The sequence below is a fragment of the Streptomyces sp. NBC_01465 genome (assembly GCF_036227325.1).
Lineage (GTDB): Bacteria > Actinomycetota > Actinomycetes > Streptomycetales > Streptomycetaceae > Streptomyces.
Genome location: NZ_CP109467.1, coordinates 7583328 through 7600445, shown reverse-complemented (window position 1 = coordinate 7600445; position 17118 = coordinate 7583328). Strand labels below are relative to the sequence as shown.

Below are 17118 nucleotides of genomic sequence, written 5' to 3'. Positions count from 1 at the left end.
ACCCCTTTTCACAACCCCTTTCCGAACCCCTTGTCGAAAGCCGTACGGACGCCATAACCTGGCGTCCCGCCGCCATGGACCGACGGGGGCACGACAGGGGGAACCGCCGTGAAACGCACGTCCCGTGACATCCGCACGGCCAACCGCTACGGGGTGCTGCGGCAGATCATCGCCGACGCACCCGTCTCCCGGCAGGAGGTGGCGGCGGCGACCGGGCTCAGCCTGGCCACCGTCGCCACCCTCGTCGGCGAGCTGCTCGAACTCGGCCTGCTGACCGACGTCGGGTACGAGGACTCCGACGGCGGGCGCCCGCGCGGACTGGTCGCCGTCCATGCGTCCGGGGGCGCGCTGATCGGCGTCGACGTGGCCGAGACGTACATCCACGTCGAGCTCTTCGACCTCGCGCTGAAGGTGCTGGCCCGGGCGGACACGGAGCTCAAGCCCGGCAGGAAACCGCCGGAGCAGGTGGTCGCGCACATCGCGGACGCCATCAACTCCGTGGTGGTGGAGTCGGGCGTCGACCCCTCCACCGTGCTCGGCGCCGGGATATCCATGCCGGGCCAGGTGGACCGCGAGCGCGGCTCCCTGGTGTACGCGCCCAACTGGGACTGGCACGACGTCCCGCTCCTCGACCTGCTGGCCGAGCAGGTCCCCTACCCCCTCCACCTCGACAATCCGCTGCACGCCTGCACCATCGCCGAGCTGTGGTTCGGCGCCGCCCGCGGCCGCTCTGACGTGATCGTCGTCAACCTCGGTACGGGGGTGGGCGCCGGCATCGCACTCGGCGGCGAACTGCACCGGGGCTCCACCAACTCGGCGGGCGAATGGGGCCACACCACCCTGGTCCTGGACGGACGCCTCTGCCACTGCGGCAACCACGGCTGCGTGGAGACGTACGTCGGCGCGCCCGGCATCATGCGCAATCTGCGCGAACTGAGTCCCGGCAGCCCCATGATGCACCCCGACGACCAGACGGCGACGATCCAGGCCCTCGCCGACGGAGCCGCCGAGGGTGACCCGGTGGCGGTCAAGGTCGTACGCGAGACCGCCCGTTATCTGGGCGCCGCCATCTCCGACCTGGTCAATCTCCTCAACCCCGAAGTGATCGTCCTCAGCAGCTGGGTGGCCGGACGGCTGGGCCGACCCCTCCTCGACGAGGTCCGCGCGGCCGTGGCCCGCCATGCGCTGGCCCGTCCGCTGGCCGCCACCGAAATCGTGCTGTGCCCGATACCCACCGACCCCGTGAGCCTCGGAGCGGCGACCTTCGCGCTCGAAGGATCCCTGGCGTCCGTGGGACAGAAGGCCGGCAGAAACCAAGGAGCCTCATGAGTACTGTGCGCACCCCGTACTACGAAGACGTCTCTCCCGGCACCGGCGCCCTCGCACCGCGCGCCCACAGCCCGTCCTCCGATGCGAAGTCCCTCTCCCTCAACGGCACTTGGAACTTCCGGCTCGCCCCGACAGCCGACGCCGAGGACGAGTCGTTCGCCACGCAGGGGTACGACGCCGGGGCCTGGTCCGAGATCACGGTGCCCGGCCACTGGGTGCTCCAGGGCCACGGCGCCCCGATCTACACCAACCACCTGTACCCCTTCCCGCTCGACCCGCCGCGCGTGCCCACCGAAAACCCGACCGGCGACCACCTCCACACCTTCGACCTGCCCGCCGACTGGCCGGCGGACGGCGACGCCGTGCTCCGCTTCGACGGTGTCGAGTCCTGCGCCAAGGTGTGGCTCAACGGCGAGGAGATCGGCGAGTTCAAGGGCAGCAGGCTGCCGCACGAGTTCGCGGTCGGCGCACTGCTGCGGGCGAGCGGCAACGTCCTGGCCGTACGGGTGCACCAGTGGTCCTCGGGCTCGTACCTGGAGGACCAGGACCAGTGGTGGCTGCCCGGCATCTTCCGCGACGTGACGCTGCAGCACCGGCCCGCCGACGCGGTCCGCGACTTCTTCGTGCACAGCCCGTACGACCACCGCAGCGGCCAGGGGACCCTGCGCGTCGACTGCGAGCCCGGCGGCCGGATCACCGTGCCCGAACTGGGGATCGACGCCGCGACCGGCGAGTCCGTGACCGTGCGCGTCGAGCCGTGGACCGCCGAGACACCGCGTCTGTACGACGGGGTGCTGGCGACGGCGGGCGAGCGGATACCGGTACGGATCGGGTTCCGTACCGTCGCCCTTGAGGACGGCCTGATCAAGGTCAACGGCCGCCGCATCCTCTTCCGCGGCGTCAACCGCCACGAGTGGCACCCCGAGAAGGGGCGCGCCCTCGACGCGGAGACGATGCGCCGCGACGTCGAGCTGATGAAGAGCCACAACATCAACGCCGTCCGCACCTCCCACTACCCGCCGCACCCCGCCTTCCTGGACCTGTGCGACGAGTACGGGCTGTGGGTGATCGACGAGTGCGATCTGGAGACCCACGGCTTCGTCGAGCAGGAGTGGCGCGACAACCCGGTCGACGACGCCCGCTGGACCCCGGCCCTCGTCGACCGCGCCTCGCGCATGGTCGAGCGCGACAAGAACCACCCCTCGGTGCTCATCTGGTCGCTCGGCAACGAGGCGGGCACGGGCCGCGGCCTGACCGCCATGGCCGAGTGGATCCGCGACCGCGATCCCGACCGGCTGATCCACTACGAGGGCGACGCGGGCTGCCGTGACACGGACGTCTACTCGCGCATGTACACCCCGCACGCCGAGGTCGAGCAGATCGGACTCGGCCTCGACGGCGGCACCGCACGACGGCGCCAACTCCCCTTCATCCTCTGCGAGTACGGACACGCCATGGGCACGGGCCCGGGCGGACTCACCGAGTACCAGCAGCTCTTCGAGGCGCACGAGCGCAACCAGGGCGGTTTCATCTGGGAGTGGATCGACCACGGCATCACGGACGAGCGCTACGGCTTCGCGTACGGCGGCGACTTCGGCGAGGAGCTCCACGACTCGAACTTCGTCTGCGACGGCCTGATCTTCCCCGACCGCACGCCCTCCCCAGGCCTGACCGAGTACAAGAAGGTCGTCGAGCCGGTACGGATCACGGGCGACGGCGAGGCGGGCACGGTCCGGATCACCAACGGATACGACTTCTCCGACCTCTCCCACCTGGCCTTCGAGTGGTCCTACCAGGTGGACGGCGAGACGATCGAGGCAGGCAGCCTCGCCGTGCCTCCCCTGGCACCCGGCGAGTCGGCCGACCTCAAGCTCCCCTCGCCGCCGGTGTCGGGCGGGGACGCCGAGGCGCACTGGACGGTGCAGGCGCAGCTCGCCGACACCCCGGAGCACACGGTCGCCTGGGGGCAGCTGCCCGCAACTCCCCGCAGCGCACTGCCTGTTGTCACCGGAAGCCGCCCCCAGCGGGACGGCGACGGGCTGATCACGCTGGGCCCGGCCACCTTCGACACCCGCACCGGCGCCCTGCGGACGGTCGGCTCCGTCGAGGTCGTCGCCCCGCGCCTGGACGTGTGGCGTGCGCCGACCGACAACGACAACGGCGCGAGCTGGCAGGGCGGCGAGCGCAACGGTCTCCTCTGGCGCGAGCTGGGTCTGCACCGGATGCAACACCGCCTGGACAGCGTGGAGTTGACGGACGAGGCGCTCATCGTCCGCACCCGGGTGGCGCCCGCCGCCCGGGACGTCGGCCTGGCGGTGGCGTACCGCTGGACCAGTGACGGCGACCGGCTGCGGCTGAGCGTCTCGGTCACGCCCGAGGGCGAGTGGAAGGTCCCGCTGCCCCGGCTCGGTGTGCGTCTGGGGCTGCCGGGGAGCACGGACGCGGTCGGCTGGTACGGGGGCGGACCCGGCGAGTCGTACCCCGACACGTCGGCGGCGTCCAGGATCGGCCGCTGGACGTCGACGGTCGACGAGCTCCAAGTCCCGTGCGTACGGCCGCAGGAGAACGGGGCGCGCTCCGACGTCCGGCGCCTGGACATCGGCGGGCTGCGCATCGAGGGCGAGCCCGAGTTCTGGTTCACCGCACGGCGCTGGACCGTCGAGCAGCTCGACGCGGCCGAGCACCTCACCGACCTGACGCCGGGCGACACCGTCTGGGTCAACCTCGACCACGCCCTGCAGGGCATCGGCTCGCAGTCCTGCGGACCCGGCGTGCTGCCCCAGCACGAACTGCACTCCGCACCGGCCGAGTTCACCTTTGTGTTCACCCCGCTGGGCGCGGTGTGACCGAGACCCTCACCGCCACCGCGGCCGGGCGGCTCTTCAGCCGTCCGGCCGCGGTGGCGTCCTGCGTGGCCTTCGTCCTCATCGGCATGGTCCAGGCGGTCTACGGTCCCGCCGTACCCGGCCTGCGCGAGGAGTTCGGGCTCTCCCCCTCCGCCGCCGGACTCGGCCTCAGCCTGCACTTCACGGGCGGCGTCGTAGGGGTCCTGGCCTTCAACTCCATCCACGCGAGGATCAGCAACAGCCGTCTGCTGAGCGCCAGTTACGCCCTGATGGCACTCGGCGCCCTCGGCGTGGCCGTGGCCCCGAACTGGCCCCTGGCACTCCTGGCCGCGTTCGTCGGCGGGCTCGGCTTCGGCGGTGTCGACTACGGACTCAACCAGCTCTTCGCGGTCGGCTTCGGCAACCGCTCCACCGCCATGCTGAACGTCCTCAACGCCCACTTCGGGATCGGCGCCGTGCTCGGCCCCGCGGTCATCGCGGCGCTGGGACCGGAGAACTACCCGTACGCCTTCGGAGCCTGCGCACTCCTGTCGGCGGTCCTGATGTGCTGCACCCGCGGCATCGGCACCGCGGAGCCGGCCCCCGCGAGCGCCGCGGCCCCCGCGAACGGGCAGCGACTGCTCTCCCGCGTCCTCGTCGGCTTCCTCGCCCTCTATATCCTCAATGTGGCCGTGGAGGCGGGCGTCGGCGGCTGGGAGCCGACCCATCTGGAGACGGTCGGCTTCACCGCGGCGGTCGCGGCGTCGGCCACCTCCGTCTACTGGCTGATGATGACGGTCGGCCGCTTCCTGGTCGTCCCCCTCACCCTCCGGTACACCCCCGAGCTCATCCTCACGGTCTGCGCGGCCGGGATGACGGCGTGCCTCCTCCTCGCCCTGATCCCGGGCGCGGCCCCGTACGCGTACGCGGGTGTCGGCCTGTTCATCGCCCCGGTCTTCCCGACCGGGCTGCCGTGGCTCAACCGGGCCCTCCCGCACGCCCGGCGCGCGGGAGCCTGGGTGATCTCCGCGTCGATGATCGGCGGGGTGGCCGCACCGCCCTTGCTGGGCAAGGGAATTGAGCTGTCCGGCATCCGTGCGGTGCCCGTACTCCTGACGGTGCTGTCGGCAGCTTCGCTGCTGGCGACGGTCTGGCTGAAGCGAGCAACGCCGACAGCACCCCAGGACTGAGAGAGGTCAACCCGCGCGCTTCCACTGCTGGTTGGTGGCGCCCGAGCAGGCGTACGTGATGATCGCGGCGGAGTTTGCCGTGGAGCCTCCGGACACATCGAGGCACTCGCCGCTCACCCGGGCGGCGAGTGCCACATATCCGGCGGAGTTCGTGGTCACCTTCCACTGCTGGTCGGTGGTACCCGCGCAGGCCTGCTGCACGACGGCGGTCGAGGTCTCGGTGAGGCAGAGCGAACTCTGCCGGCCCATCAGCCGGACGTAGCCGTCACCGGTGTCCTGGAACCAGAACTTCTGGTTCGCACCGCTGTTGCAGGTGTACTGGCCGACCGCGACGCCGTAGAGGATCGACTGGTCGGGGACGTCCACGCACTTGCCGCTGTGCCGGGCGGTCAGCGTCTCGTAGGCGGCGCTCACCCCGGCGACTGTGCCGGCCGCGGTGTCGACGGTGGTCTGCGGGTACCAGCTCATGGCCATCGAGGTCGAGGTCGGGAAGGTCAGCGGCAGCCAGACATAGCGCGAGTCGTTGACGGTCCGGCCGAAGGAGTTGCCCCACCGGTCGCCCAGGTAGAGGTACGAGGTCCCCGATGTCCCCTGGACCGGAAGGACGTACGCCGTCTGGGAGTTGAAGGCCGTCGAGTCGCCCACGTTCTGCATGGCGCTCCACGGCCCGGCGAGCGAGGTAGCGGTGGCGTACTGCTGCTGGTTGGCGCTCCAGCCCGTCGCGCCGGAGGTCAGCATGAAGTACACGCTGCCCCGCTTGAAGAGCGCCGGGGCCTCGCGGTGGCCGCCGGGCCAGGGGTTGGCGACCAGACTCGCGATGGCCGTGTAGTCGGCGGTGAGGCGGTAGATCTGCAGGTCGTAGTTCTCGTTGGCGGCGGACGCCATGTAGGCGGTGCCGTCGGTGTCGGTGAAGAGAGTGATGTCGCGCGACATATGGGTGCCGAGCGGCCGGAAGCTGCCCTTGTAGGCGTAGTTGCCGTCGACGGTCGACGAGGTGGCGACGGCAGCCCTCGCCTCGCTGTAGTCGGTGGCGCTCTCCTTGTGCATCCACATCACGAACTGCCCGGTCGTGGCGTTGTAGACGACCTTCGGGCGCTCGATGTTGGCCGTGGCCAGTTCGGGATCGGTGGCCTGGGTCAGGACGTGGTGGCGGAACTCCCAGTTCTTGAGGTCCGTGGAGCGGTAGGCGGAGACGTACTTGAAGGTGTTGTCGGTGTTGCGGTCCTCGCCGAACCAGTAGTAGTACGTACCGACCTTGATGACCCCGCCCCCGTGCGCCTGCACCAACGCCCCGCTGGTGTCGGTGACTTGTGTGCCGCTCGTGACGGTCACCGGACCGGTGGCGGCCTGCGCGGCGCCCACGGGGAAGAGGAGCATCCCCGCGAGGCCGGCACAGAGGACGAGAAGCAGTCTGCGTATACGGCTCATACAGTCTCCCCGTGAAGGACAGGACAGAGACGTGCGTTCGGCATTCCGAACGTCATCTGTTGGACCGAACGCCGAAACGGTAAGGGCGGGTCAGGAGGAGGTCAACGGGTCAGGAGATGCGGATTCGCGCGACGCCGAGCGTGGCCGTCGTGGGGGACGATCCGCTGAGGGGACCGGCGTACGAAGGAGCGACCGGGGCGTAGGCCCACGTCAGATCCCCGCCCGGCAGGACCGCGATGTCCCCGGCGATCCGCGCCCGGACGACGGTGTCGGGCGACTGGGCCTTCCCTGTCCAGTCGATCAGCCGCAGATGAGTGCCGGTGAAGGTGCCCGTGCACGTGCCGCTCGCGCACTTCGCGTGGGACAGGGACTCCCAGGAGACCAGCAGCTTGCTCTTCCCGTACGGGGCGATGTGCACATTGACGTTCTCCGTGCCCGCCGCGCCGGTCAGGAGGACCGGCTTCCCCGAGGGCGTGGACCGGTTCTTCAGGAAGGCGACCGCCACCTGGTGGGTCGGGGTCTTCGCCTTCACCGTCCAGCCCCGGCCGCTGGTGTCGGCGGCGTTCTTCTTGGCCGAGGCCGCGCCGCGTGAGGCGAACGCGGTGGCGTAGCGGCCGGTGGCGGACTTCACGATCTGTCCCGTACGGCCGGAGAAGGTGCCGCCGCAGTACCCGGCCCAGCACTGCTCGCGCTGTACGACGGGGGCGGTGTCGGGGGCGCCGATGCCGGTCGAGACGAAGAGCCCCGAGCGCCAGTCGTCGAAACAGAGCGAGGTGAACGCACCCGAGGGCTCGGCGCCCAGCGCGATGCCCTCGTTGTGACTGCACCCCCAGCTCCAACCACCCGACAGCGCGGCCCCGTTGGCGCTCACATAGGAGAGTTTGTCGCCGAAGTGCCCGTCGGCGAACCCGCCCGCGCCGTGCACGACGAAGTACGCGCCGTACTTGGTGCCGTTCCACTTCAGCTGACCGTCGAGCAGGGGCGCCGTGTCATGGCTGGAGGTACCGGTCAGCTTCCGGGTGAAGGCGCGGCCGCCGTTCCTGTAGCGGATGATCGCGGCCGCTGTCTCGCCCCACTTGTTGCTGTCCTTCACCCGGGTCAGCACGGCGAAGCCGTCATGGTGCGCGACGAGCCCGCCGACCTCCTTGGCACCCGGGACGACCGTGTCTGCCGCCACACGCCTGCCTGCGGCGGAGAGCGGGGTGACGTGGATGCCGTCGGCGGCGGGCCAGGCGATGCGCAGGGTGCCGTTGGGTGCGACGGCCGTGTCGATGCGGTTCCATTCGCGGGTGTTGTTGTAACCCGCGGAGAGATAGGGGAACTTCGCGGACAGGGCAAGGCTCGTGGTCGTCAGCCGGGAGGCGAGCGAGGCCGTGGCCGGGGCCTTGGCGGTGGGCGTCGCCGCGGCCCTGGCGGTGGCGCTCGCCGCTGCCGATACGGACGGCGGGACACTCGCGCCCGCACGGGCAGCCGCGCTCGGGGACGTGCTCCCCGACGCCGTCGCGGACGCCGCTGCCTGCGGCGCCCCTGATCCACCGGCACCGCTGAACGCGTCGGCCGTCCCGTACACCACCGCGGCCAGAGCGACGGCCCCGGCGGCGATCGCCGCCGTACGGCCCTTGGCGCGAGCGGGTTTCCGTCTGGCGTGTCTCATGCCTTCCGGTCGCCGCCGGCCTCAGGAAGGTTGCCGTGCCGGCTCCTGGAATGCCCTCCGGTAGGCGGCGGGTGTGGTGCGCAGGGCCCGGTGGAAGTGGCGCCGGAGGTTGATCGCCGAGTGCAGGCCGACGCGGGTGGCGACCGTCTCGACGGGCAGATCGGTCTGTTCGAGGAGTGCCTGTGCGGCGGCGATACGACGGTCGAGCACCCAGCGCCCCGGGCTGACACCGAGCTGGTCGTTGAAGCGCCGCGCCAGGGTGCGCGGCGAGAGCCCGGCGTGGTCGGCGAGCTCCTCGACACCGAGCTGCCCGCCCAGCCGGTCGGCGGCCCAGGCCAGGAGCGGGGCGAGCGAGTCGGGGACCCGGCCCTCGTACGGCGGCAGGTCCACGTACTGCAGCTGGCAGCCCTCACGGTGCGGCGGCATCACCATGTTGCGGGCGATCTGGGCTGCGTAGGCGGCGCCCTGGTCGGCGCGGACCAGATGGAGGCAGAGGTCGATCCCGGCGGCGCTGCCGCCGCTGGTGGCGACGTCGCCGTGGTCGATGTAGAGGACGTCCGGGTCGACCCGGACCTGCGGGGCGTGCCGGGCGAGGGCGTCCGCCAGGCGCCAGTGGGTGGCAGCGCGGCGCCCGTCGAGGAGCCCGGCCTCGGCGAGGAGGAAGGCTCCGGAGCAGATCGCGGCGATGCGCGCACCCCGGGCGTGGGCGCGGCGCAGGGCGTCGAGGACGGCGGGCGACGCGGGGGCGGTGGGTTCGTTCTTGCCGGGGACGACGACGGTGTCTGCGGAGTCGAGGGCTTCGAGACCGTGCGTGACGTTCATGTCGTAGCCCGCGAGCGTGGGGACCGGACCGGGGTGTTCCGTACAGACGCGGAAGTCGTACGCCTCCGGGATGCCGGGGGTCGCGACGCCGAAGACCTCGGCGGCGCAGCCGAGTTCGAAGGTCGACTGCGGCGGAAGGACGAGGGCGACGACCCGGTGGCGGGGGCTCATGGCACGAAAGTACTCAACGATGTCAATCGTGTCACTGGGCCGGTGGTCCGCGCCCGTCCAGGCTGGGCACATGACAACAACGGAGCACACACAGCCCCCCGTCCAGTACGTCAACATCGAGGATGCCAGGCGCAGTTCACCGGGCGAGGGCCTGTCGGTCCGCACGCTCCCCGCGACCGCTCAGGCGAGTTCCTGGGTCCTGGACTTCGCCCCCGGCAGCCGGTGGATGGAGGTCGACCACCATGTGACGGAGGAGCACTTCTACGTCCTCAGTGGCGAACTCGTCGACGGCGACCGCCTCCACCGGGCGGGCGACTACGTGGTGATGGCCGCCGGGACCAGCCACCGGCCGCACACCGAGACGGGGGCCTCGCTCCTGGTCATCAGCCTGAAGGGGTGAGGCCGTAGGATCCGCTGGCAGATCGGCGCGAGCGAGGAGAGCCATGGGAACCGACAGTCACCGCGGGAGCATTCCGGCGCTGGTCCCGGCGTCCTGGCTCGCGCCCCGGCTCGGCGAGCCGGGGCTCGTCCTCCTCGACGCCTCGGTCGGCGCGCACCGGGGCGCCGGTCTGCGGATCCCAGGAGCGCGCGCCTTTGATCTGGACGGGGCCCTGTCCGACCACACCTCGCCGCTCCCCCACACCATGCCCGACGCCGACCGGTTCACGGAGGAGATGCGCGCGCTCGGCGTCGACGACACCTCCACCGTCGTCGTCTACGACACCGTGGGCCTCTACTCGGCGGCCCGCGCCTGGTGGATGCTGCGCGCGACGGGCTTCGACCGGGTGGCCGTACTCGACGGCGGCCTGCCCGCCTGGTCCGCGGCCGGGCACCCCGTGGAGAAGAACACCGCCCAACACCCGGCACCGCGCGGCGACTTCACCGCCCGGCCCCGCCCCGGACTGATCGTCGACAGCACCGAGGTGGTGAAGGCCCTGGCCGACCCCTCCGCCGCCGTCTTCGACGCGCGCTCCCGCGACCGGTTCGCCGGTACGGCACCCGAGCCGCGCCCCGGGCTGCGCGGCGGCCACATGCCCGGGGCCGTGAACCTCCCCTTCACCGAGATCCAGCGCGAGGGGCTGATGCTCCCGGCGGAGGAACTGCGTACCGCCTTCGCCGCGCTCGCCGAGGACCGCAAGAGACTGGTGTTCAGCTGCGGTTCGGGCGTCACCGCCTGCGTCCTGGCGCTCGGCGCGGAGCTTGCGGGCTACCGCGACCTGTCCGTGTACGACGGCTCCTGGAGCGAGTGGGGCCTGCCCTCGGACCTGCCGGTCACCTGAAGGCGGCCGCACTGCGCCCGGCCCACGCGGCGAACGGGCGCGGTGCCCGGCCGAGCACGTCCTCAACCGCAGGGCTCACCCGCAGTTCGTCGTCCGTCGGCTCGCCCAGGATGGAGAGCGTCGTGTCCACCGCCGCCTCGGGCATGAACCGCACCATCTGCTCCCGCGCCTCGGCGCGGCCCAGCGCCACGAAGTGCACCGGTTCGCCGACGGCGTCCGCGATCGCCTGCACCTGTTCGCGCGGGGTGACGGGAGCCGGACCGGTGAGGACGTACGTACGGCCCGCATGCCCTCCCCCGAGCAGCACGGCGGCCGCAACGTCCGCGATGTCCTGCGGGTCGACGACGGGCAGCCCCACATCCCCGAACGGCGCTGCAGCGGCCCGCTGTTCGCGCACCGAGTCCGCCCACAGGTAGGCGTTGGAGGCGAAGCCGCCCGGCCTCAGAACCGTCCACTCAAGACCGGACCCCTGGACCGCCTCCTCGAACGCCCGCAGCTGTGCGTGGACGACGGACTGCGGCCGCGTCCCGACCCCCTGCGAGGACTGCAGCACGATACGCCGCACCCCCGCCGCCCGCACGGCCTCCACGATCTCCTTCGGATCCAGCTCCCCGCCGTCACCGGCAATCAGCAGATAGAGCGCGTCGGCCCCGTCCAGCACGGCTTTCAGATTCGCCGGGTCGGCGAGATCCGCCTGCCGGTACCGTACGCCCGCCTCCTCACGGTCCGGACGCCGCGACAGCGCCGTCACCTCCTCGCCCGCCGCCAACAGCGCCTGCACCAGCGGGCGTCCGACGTTTCCGGTGGCTCCCGTTACAACGATCATCACTGTCTCCCAGGTGGTTTCCGTTGAGCTCTGTGACCATCCTGGAAGCCAAAGTGGCCATCTTCTGGCCAGTTTCCGGAGCAGAATCGACTGCCATGAGAGCTGATCGTCTGGTGGCCGTGCTGCTGTTCCTGCAGACGCGCGGGCAGGTGACCGCGGCGGAGGTCGCGGCCGAGCTCGAGGTGTCCGCGCGGACCGCCCGGCGCGACCTCGAAGCGCTCGCGACCGCGGGCATCCCCGTCTATTCGCAGGCCGGGCGCGGCGGAGGCTGGGCGCTGGTCGGCGGGGCCCGTACCGATCTGACGGGACTGACCGCAGGCGAGTCCAGGGCGCTGTTCCTGGCCGCGGGCCCCTCCTCCGCGACACCCGAACTGCGCACAGCGCTACGGAAGTTGGTGCGCGCCCTGCCCGCCACCCTGCGCGAAGACGCCGAGGCGGCGTCGAAGGCGGGGGTGGCCGACGCCACGGACTGGTCGGGGTCCGCGCTCGCCGCGGACACTCCCCATCTCGCCGCGCTGCAGCGGGCGGTGGTGGACGGGGTGCAGGTGCGGCTGGGATACGTCAGACCCGGACAACCCACCGGTGAACGTACGGTCCATCCGCTCGGCCTCGCCTCCAAGGCGGGCACCGGCTATCTCGTCGCGGGGACCGACAAGGGTCTGCGGACGTTCCGGCTGAGCCGTGTCACCTCGGTCGAGGCGACGGGCGAGCGGGTCGAACGCCCTGAGGGTTTTGATCTCGCCACGGCCTGGCGCTCCCTGGCCGCGCGGATGGAGGACCGAATGCTGGCCGCGACGGTCCGGGCACGGGCGGGCCGGGGCACGGAGCGGATCCTGGAGGGGCTGTTCGGCGGGCGGCTGCGGACCGGAAGTACACAACCCGATGGCTGGAGGGAGATCGAGATCGACGGTCCCTCGCCGGAGATCGTGGCGGCGCAGCTCGCGGGGCTCGGGGCGCGCGTCGAGATTCTGGAGCCCCCGGCGGCCCGGGAGCGGCTCGCACGCCTCGCGTACGAGCTCGCCTCCCTCTACGGGCCGCCGGCCGGCTGAGACCGCTGGGTCAGAGCTGGTCCGGGGCCCCGAGCATCGCCGACGCGGCCTCGACCGGGCTGAGCGCGGGAGCGGGGGCCGGAACGGACGCGGCGGCCGAACGGCAGGTGAAGCCGAGGCTCGTCATCGCCCGGGTCACCTCAGCGGCGGTGAAGTCACGGCGGTCCTGCCGGGTGATGACCTCACCGACCTGCTTGACCGGGTACGTACGCCGGTTGATGATCACGGACTCCCCGGTGACCGGTTCGGGCTTCACGCCCTTCATGGCCGTCTCCACCTCGAGCTTGGTGAATTCGAAGGGGTAACGGGCGATGACGAAACGCATGGAGCCTCGCTTCAGTGACAGGAAGGAACAGGAGGGGGAACGGTGCTCATGCGGCGCGGCGGATGCGGGCCGCCTTGCGCGCCTCCGCAGTCTGGCGTGCCTCGGTGGCCTTGCGCGACTCGCCGCCCGACCGGGTACCCCGGCCGCGGAACGGCGTGCCGCCGCGCTGCTTGGGCCGGTCGTCGGAGACAGGTGCGCTGCCCCTGACGGGGACGCCCGAGGGCGCCTGGGCGCCGGTGATACGGCTCAGTTCCGCGTCGCCGGAACGGACCTGGGTGACGGTCGGCCTGATCCCGGCGTCGGACATCAGCCGGGTCATGTCGCGGCGCTGGCCGGTGGTGACGAGGGTGACGACGCTTCCGGACTCGCCGGCCCGGGCGGTCCGGCCGCCGCGGTGCAGATAGTCCTTGTGGTCGCTCGGCGGGTCGACGTTGAGGACCAGGTCGAGGTTGTCGACGTGAATACCGCGGGCGGCGACGTTGGTGGCGACCAGCGCGGTGACGCTCCCCGACTTGAACTGCGCGAGCGTACGGGTCCGCTGCGGCTGCGACTTGCCGCCGTGCAGCGCCGCTGCGCGCACCCCGCTGGCGAGCAGGTGGCGGGTGAGCTGGTCCACGGCGTGCTTGGTGTCCAGGAAGATGATCACCCGTCCGTCGCGGGCCGCGATCTCGGTGGCGACGGCGTACTTGTCCGTGCCGTGCACCTGCAGGACGTGGTGCTCCATCGTGGAGACCGCGCCCTTGGAGGGGTCGACGGAGTGGACCACCGGGTCGTTGAGGTAGCGGCGGACCAGCAGGTCGACATTGCGGTCCAGGGTCGCGGAGAACAGCATCCGCTGGCCTCCGGGACGTACGAGGTCGAGCAGCTCGGTGACCTGCGGCATGAACCCCATGTCGGCCATCTGGTCGGCCTCGTCGAGGACGGTGATGGCGACCTTGTCGAGCTTGCAGTCGCGGCGCTCGATGAGGTCCTTGAGACGGCCCGGGGTCGCCACGACGATCTCGGCGCCGGAGCGCAGCGCACCGGCCTGCCGGCCGATCGACATCCCGCCGACGACGGTCGCCATGCGCAGCTTCAGTGCCCGTGCGTACGGGGTGAGCGCGTCGGTGACCTGCTGTGCGAGCTCCCGCGTGGGGACGAGGATCAGGGCGAGGGGCTGCTTGGCATCGGCGCGCTGCCCCGCGGTCCGCTTGATCACCGCGAGCCCGAAGGCGAGGGTCTTGCCGGAGCCGGTACGGCCACGGCCCAGGACGTCGCGGCCCGCGAGGGCGTTCGGCAGGGTGGCGGCCTGGATCGGGAACGGCGTGGTCACGCCTTCGACGGTGAGCGCGGCCAGCAGGGGCGCGGGCATGTCCAGATCGGCGAAGGTGGCGGCCGGGGGAAGCCCGGGGGTGACGGTGACGGGGAGCGCGAACTCTCCCTGCGGTGCGGCGGGACGCCGCCCTGCGCCGCCCTGACCGGACCTGCGGGCACCGGGATAACGGCTGTTCGTGCGAGTGGGGCGGTTCATTTCAAGAACCCTTCCTCGATATGGCACGTATCGAGGAATTCCGGGCCGAGAACAGCGGGCCGGGGAATTGCAAGAACGAACCGGGTTTCTTTCCAGAAACAGCGAGCTGGGGCCCGCACCCGAAGGTGCGTGCCCCAGCTGCGTTGAGCGGTCAAGCCTTAGGCGGGAACAATGTTCTCCGCCTGGGGGCCCTTCTGACCCTGGGTGACGTCGAAGTTCACCTTCTGGCCTTCCTGAAGCTCACGGAAGCCCTGGGTGGCGATGTTCGAGTAGTGGGCGAAGACGTCGGGGCCGCCACCCTCCTGCTCGATGAAGCCGAAGCCCTTTTCCGCGTTGAACCACTTCACGGTGCCAGTAGCCATGTCAAATTCTCCTTCGGGGCTGTGCCCCAGAGTCCGCACTGTGCGGAACTCCGGCGTTGCCTCGTGATTGCCCCGGAAAAACAAAAGCGCCTGATGGAGAACTCCCATCAAGGCACTTGAAGTCTATGGGAACCACAACTGCAACTGCCTCGACAGTAGCACGGCGCAAGCGTCCGGGCACGGCATGTACTCACCCGATTGCGGGGAGCAGCAGGCGGAAGGTGCAGCCCGCTCCGGGCCGGGTCTCCAGCTCGAGCCTGCCGCCGTGGCCCTGGGCGATCGCGGCCGCGATGGCCAGCCCGAGGCCGCTGCCGCCGTGATCGCGGGAGCGTGCGGGGTCCACCCGGTAGAAGCGCTCGAAGACACGCTCGGCGTCCTGTGCGCCCAGCCCCGGGCCCTCGTCGGCGACCTCCACCACACTTGTCCCGTCGATGCTTCCCACCCGAACGTGTACCGGAGTGCCGGGCGGGGTGTGGGTGAGCGCGTTGGCGAGGAGGTTGTCGAGGATCTGGCGCAGCCGGTGCGGGTCGCCGTCGGCCGGTACGGAGGGAACCTCCGCGTCGGCGTCCGGGCCCAGCGGGCCCAGGTCCACCGGGTGGTCGGCCTGCCTCACCACCGCCTCGCTGACCGTGTCGGCCGCGAGAAGCGCCAGGTCGACGGGGTGTGCGCGGTAGCCGGGCTCCTCGTCGAGCCGGGCGAGGAGCAGCAGATCGTCGATGAGCAGGGCCATGCGCTCCGCGTTCTGCGCGATCAGCCGGTTCGCCTCGTCGCGCTGGTCCTTCGGCAGGTCGTCGTGGAGCAGGGCGAGCTCCGCGAAGCCCTGGACGGTGGTCAGCGGGGTGCGCAGTTCGTGGCCCGCGTCGGCGACGAAGCGGCGCAGGCGGGCCTCGGAGGATTCTCGTACGAGCAGCGCCCCCTGCAACCGCTCCAGCATGGTGTTGAGCACCTGGCCGAGCCGGCCGGTCTCGGTACGGGGGTCGGTGTCCACGAGCCGCAGGTCCAGGTCGCCTGCGGTGATGTCCTGGGCGGTGCGTTCCATCCGGGTCAGCGGGCGCAGGCCCAGGCGTACGACCCAGGCGCCGGCCGCGAGGAGGGCCAGGACGGTGGCCGCGAGGACCGTCCCGTTCAGCCAGAGCAGCCGGGAGGTGGCCCCGTCGACGGTGTCCAGGGGAAGCGCCACCGCGAAGACGGCGCCCGAGGGAGCGGTGGCGAGCAGGACCCGCCAGCGGCCGGCCCCCGAGACGGCGGGGACGGTGAACGGGCGGCCGTGCCGCAGATTCAGGTCCGTGGCGGATTCCGGGAGCCGGGGGCCCGGCTTGTCGCCCGTGGAGATGGTGGCCCGCGTCCGGTTCGTCGCGTCGTAGATCAGCAGGCGGAAGTCGGAGGGGAGGCTGTCGGAGGTGTCCAGGCCGGGCAGTCCTCCGGCCGCCATCTGTTCCACCAGCCCGAGCTGGGCGGGGACGGAGGTGATGAGCTGCTGGTCGACGCGGTCGAGGAGCCAGCCGCGCAGCGTGAGGAAACCGATGGTCTGCGCGGCGAGCACGGCTGCGGCGGCCAGCAGGGTGACGCCCAGGACCAGGCGCCGGCGCAGCGTCACCGCTCGCCCGTCCGGCCGCCGCTCTCGCGCGGCAGGCGCAGGCAGTAGCCGACGCCGCGCACGGTGTGGATGAGCGGAGGGTCGTAGCAGTCCACTTTGCGGCGCAGGTACTTCATGTACGTCTCGACGATCCGGGCGTCGCCGTTGAAGTCGTAGCGCCACACGTGGTCCAGGATCTGGAATTTGCTCAGGACCCGGTGGGGGTTGGCCAGGAGGTAGCCGAGCAGGTTGAACTCGGTGGGCGAGAGCTGGATGTACTGGCCTGCGCGGTGCACTTCGTGCGCGGCCTCGTCCCACTCCAGGTCGGCGTAGCGCAGTATGGTGCCGCCGCTCGACCCGGCGGGGGTTGCGGGGTCGGTGCGGCGGAGGATGGCGCGTACCCGCAGCAGTACCTCCTCGATGCTGAACGGTTTGGTCACGTAGTCGTCGCCGCCCGCGCTGAGCCCGGCGATCCGGTCGCCGACCTCGGCGCGGGCGGTGAGGAACAGGACCGGGGTGCGCACCCCGGCGGCCCTCAGGGTGCGGGTCACCTCGATGCCGTCCAGGTCGGGCAGCATCACATCGAGCAGCAGCAGGTCGGGGGCCGAGCGCTCGGCCTCGCGCAGGGCCTGCTGCCCGGTGCCCGCCGCGAGGACCTGGTATCCGGCGAGCCTCAGGGTGGATTCCAGGAGGGTACGGATGCCGGGGTCGTCCTCCACCACGAGGATGGTGTGGCGGGCGCCGGCGGCGGGCTGCTCGGTCATGGCGGGC

Annotated in this window: 15 protein-coding genes; 6 read left to right on the top strand and 9 right to left on the bottom strand. The window is 71.3% G+C overall.

The genetic code is table 11. From position 1 onward, the window contains the following. The first annotated feature begins 108 nt into the window (after nucleotides 1-108). Genes OG707_RS35405 through OG707_RS35395 form a run of 3 tightly spaced genes read left to right on the top strand, consistent with a single transcriptional unit; the run spans nucleotide 109 to nucleotide 5344 of the window. A complete protein-coding gene (locus OG707_RS35405; protein WP_329125766.1) occupies nucleotides 109-1329 on the top strand; it encodes an ROK family protein in 1221 nt (406 codons plus the stop codon). Further along, nucleotides 1326-4175, top strand: a complete 2850-nt coding sequence (locus OG707_RS35400) for a glycoside hydrolase family 2 TIM barrel-domain containing protein (protein ID WP_329125764.1) — start codon at nucleotides 1326-1328, stop codon at nucleotides 4173-4175. Before OG707_RS35405 ends, OG707_RS35400 begins: the two co-directional genes overlap by 4 nt. After that, nucleotides 4172-5344: an MFS transporter gene (locus OG707_RS35395; protein WP_329125762.1), complete on the top strand. Its 1173-nt coding sequence runs from the start codon at nucleotides 4172-4174 to the stop codon at nucleotides 5342-5344. Before OG707_RS35400 ends, OG707_RS35395 begins: the two co-directional genes overlap by 4 nt. Nucleotides 5345-5350: 6 nt before the next feature. Here the strand turns inward: OG707_RS35395 and OG707_RS35390 are convergent, their stop codons facing one another. From OG707_RS35390 to OG707_RS35380, 3 genes are all read right to left on the bottom strand, one after another. Next, nucleotides 5351-6772 (bottom strand): RICIN domain-containing protein, encoded by a 1422-nt coding sequence (locus OG707_RS35390; RefSeq protein ID WP_329125761.1) that lies wholly within the window; start codon nucleotides 6770-6772, stop codon nucleotides 5351-5353. Nucleotides 6773-6881: 109 nt separating this feature from the next. Further along, the gene (locus OG707_RS35385) at nucleotides 6882-8426 is read right to left on the bottom strand and encodes a hypothetical protein (RefSeq protein WP_329125759.1); all 1545 of its coding nucleotides are present in this window, start codon (nucleotides 8424-8426) and stop codon (nucleotides 6882-6884) included. Nucleotides 8427-8447: 21 nt separating this feature from the next. Further along, entirely contained in the window at nucleotides 8448-9419 is a 972-nt protein-coding gene (locus OG707_RS35380) for a GlxA family transcriptional regulator (RefSeq protein WP_329125756.1), read from the bottom strand. A gap of 70 nt (nucleotides 9420-9489) precedes the next feature. On the opposite strand from OG707_RS35380, the gene OG707_RS35375 reads away from it, so the two are divergent. After that, nucleotides 9490-9819, top strand: a complete 330-nt coding sequence (locus OG707_RS35375) for a cupin domain-containing protein (protein WP_329125754.1) — start codon at nucleotides 9490-9492, stop codon at nucleotides 9817-9819. Between the two features lie 43 nt (nucleotides 9820-9862). After that, nucleotides 9863-10699 carry a sulfurtransferase gene (locus tag OG707_RS35370; RefSeq protein ID WP_329125752.1) on the top strand — a complete coding sequence of 279 codons (837 nt, stop codon included), beginning with the start codon at nucleotides 9863-9865 and terminating at the stop codon, nucleotides 10697-10699. On the opposite strand, the gene OG707_RS35365 is transcribed toward OG707_RS35370, so the two are convergent. Continuing rightward, nucleotides 10692-11525 (bottom strand): SDR family oxidoreductase, encoded by an 834-nt coding sequence (locus OG707_RS35365; RefSeq protein WP_329125750.1) that lies wholly within the window; start codon nucleotides 11523-11525, stop codon nucleotides 10692-10694. The genes OG707_RS35370 and OG707_RS35365 overlap by 8 nt on opposite strands. A 95-nt stretch (nucleotides 11526-11620) precedes the next feature. On the opposite strand from OG707_RS35365, the gene OG707_RS35360 reads away from it, so the two are divergent. Further along, on the top strand, nucleotides 11621-12574 hold the full coding sequence (locus OG707_RS35360; RefSeq protein WP_329125748.1) for a helix-turn-helix transcriptional regulator: 954 nt from the start codon (nucleotides 11621-11623) through the stop codon (nucleotides 12572-12574). Nucleotides 12575-12584: 10 nt separating this feature from the next. Here OG707_RS35360 and OG707_RS35355 read toward each other — a convergent pair whose 3' ends face one another. From OG707_RS35355 to OG707_RS35335, 5 genes are all read right to left on the bottom strand, one after another. Continuing rightward, nucleotides 12585-12899 carry an SCO5918 family protein gene (locus tag OG707_RS35355; RefSeq protein ID WP_329125747.1) on the bottom strand — a complete coding sequence of 105 codons (315 nt, stop codon included), beginning with the start codon at nucleotides 12897-12899 and terminating at the stop codon, nucleotides 12585-12587. A gap of 46 nt (nucleotides 12900-12945) precedes the next feature. After that, nucleotides 12946-14409, bottom strand: a complete 1464-nt coding sequence (locus tag OG707_RS35350; protein ID WP_329125745.1) for a DEAD/DEAH box helicase — start codon at nucleotides 14407-14409, stop codon at nucleotides 12946-12948. Nucleotides 14410-14567: 158 nt separating this feature from the next. After that, nucleotides 14568-14771: a cold-shock protein gene (locus OG707_RS35345; protein WP_018536328.1), complete on the bottom strand. Its 204-nt coding sequence runs from the start codon at nucleotides 14769-14771 to the stop codon at nucleotides 14568-14570. Between the two features lie 190 nt (nucleotides 14772-14961). Continuing rightward, nucleotides 14962-16368: a sensor histidine kinase gene (locus tag OG707_RS35340; RefSeq protein ID WP_329125743.1), complete on the bottom strand. Its 1407-nt coding sequence runs from the start codon at nucleotides 16366-16368 to the stop codon at nucleotides 14962-14964. Beyond that, entirely contained in the window at nucleotides 16365-17111 is a 747-nt protein-coding gene (locus OG707_RS35335) for a response regulator transcription factor (protein ID WP_329125741.1), read from the bottom strand. Before OG707_RS35335 ends, OG707_RS35340 begins: the two co-directional genes overlap by 4 nt. Nucleotides 17112-17118 lie beyond the last annotated feature (7 nt).

Bases quoted from the DNA above. Each gene is read 5' to 3' on its own strand.
- OG707_RS35400 (WP_329125764.1), top strand. From the start codon at position 1,326: ATGAGTACTGTGCGCACCCCGTACTACGAAGACGTCTCTCCCGGCACC.
- OG707_RS35390 (WP_329125761.1), bottom strand. From the start codon at position 6,772: ATGAGCCGTATACGCAGACTGCTTCTCGTCCTCTGTGCCGGCCTCGCG.
- OG707_RS35385 (WP_329125759.1), bottom strand. From the start codon at position 8,426: ATGAGACACGCCAGACGGAAACCCGCTCGCGCCAAGGGCCGTACGGCG.
- OG707_RS35380 (WP_329125756.1), bottom strand. From the start codon at position 9,419: ATGAGCCCCCGCCACCGGGTCGTCGCCCTCGTCCTTCCGCCGCAGTCG.
- OG707_RS35375 (WP_329125754.1), top strand. From the start codon at position 9,490: ATGACAACAACGGAGCACACACAGCCCCCCGTCCAGTACGTCAACATC.
- OG707_RS35370 (WP_329125752.1), top strand. From the start codon at position 9,863: ATGGGAACCGACAGTCACCGCGGGAGCATTCCGGCGCTGGTCCCGGCG.
- OG707_RS35365 (WP_329125750.1), bottom strand. From the start codon at position 11,525: ATGATCGTTGTAACGGGAGCCACCGGAAACGTCGGACGCCCGCTGGTG.
- OG707_RS35360 (WP_329125748.1), top strand. From the start codon at position 11,621: ATGAGAGCTGATCGTCTGGTGGCCGTGCTGCTGTTCCTGCAGACGCGC.
- OG707_RS35355 (WP_329125747.1), bottom strand. From the start codon at position 12,899: ATGCGTTTCGTCATCGCCCGTTACCCCTTCGAATTCACCAAGCTCGAG.
- OG707_RS35350 (WP_329125745.1), bottom strand. From the start codon at position 14,409: ATGAACCGCCCCACTCGCACGAACAGCCGTTATCCCGGTGCCCGCAGG.
- OG707_RS35345 (WP_018536328.1), bottom strand. From the start codon at position 14,771: ATGGCTACTGGCACCGTGAAGTGGTTCAACGCGGAAAAGGGCTTCGGC.
- OG707_RS35335 (WP_329125741.1), bottom strand. From the start codon at position 17,111: ATGACCGAGCAGCCCGCCGCCGGCGCCCGCCACACCATCCTCGTGGTG.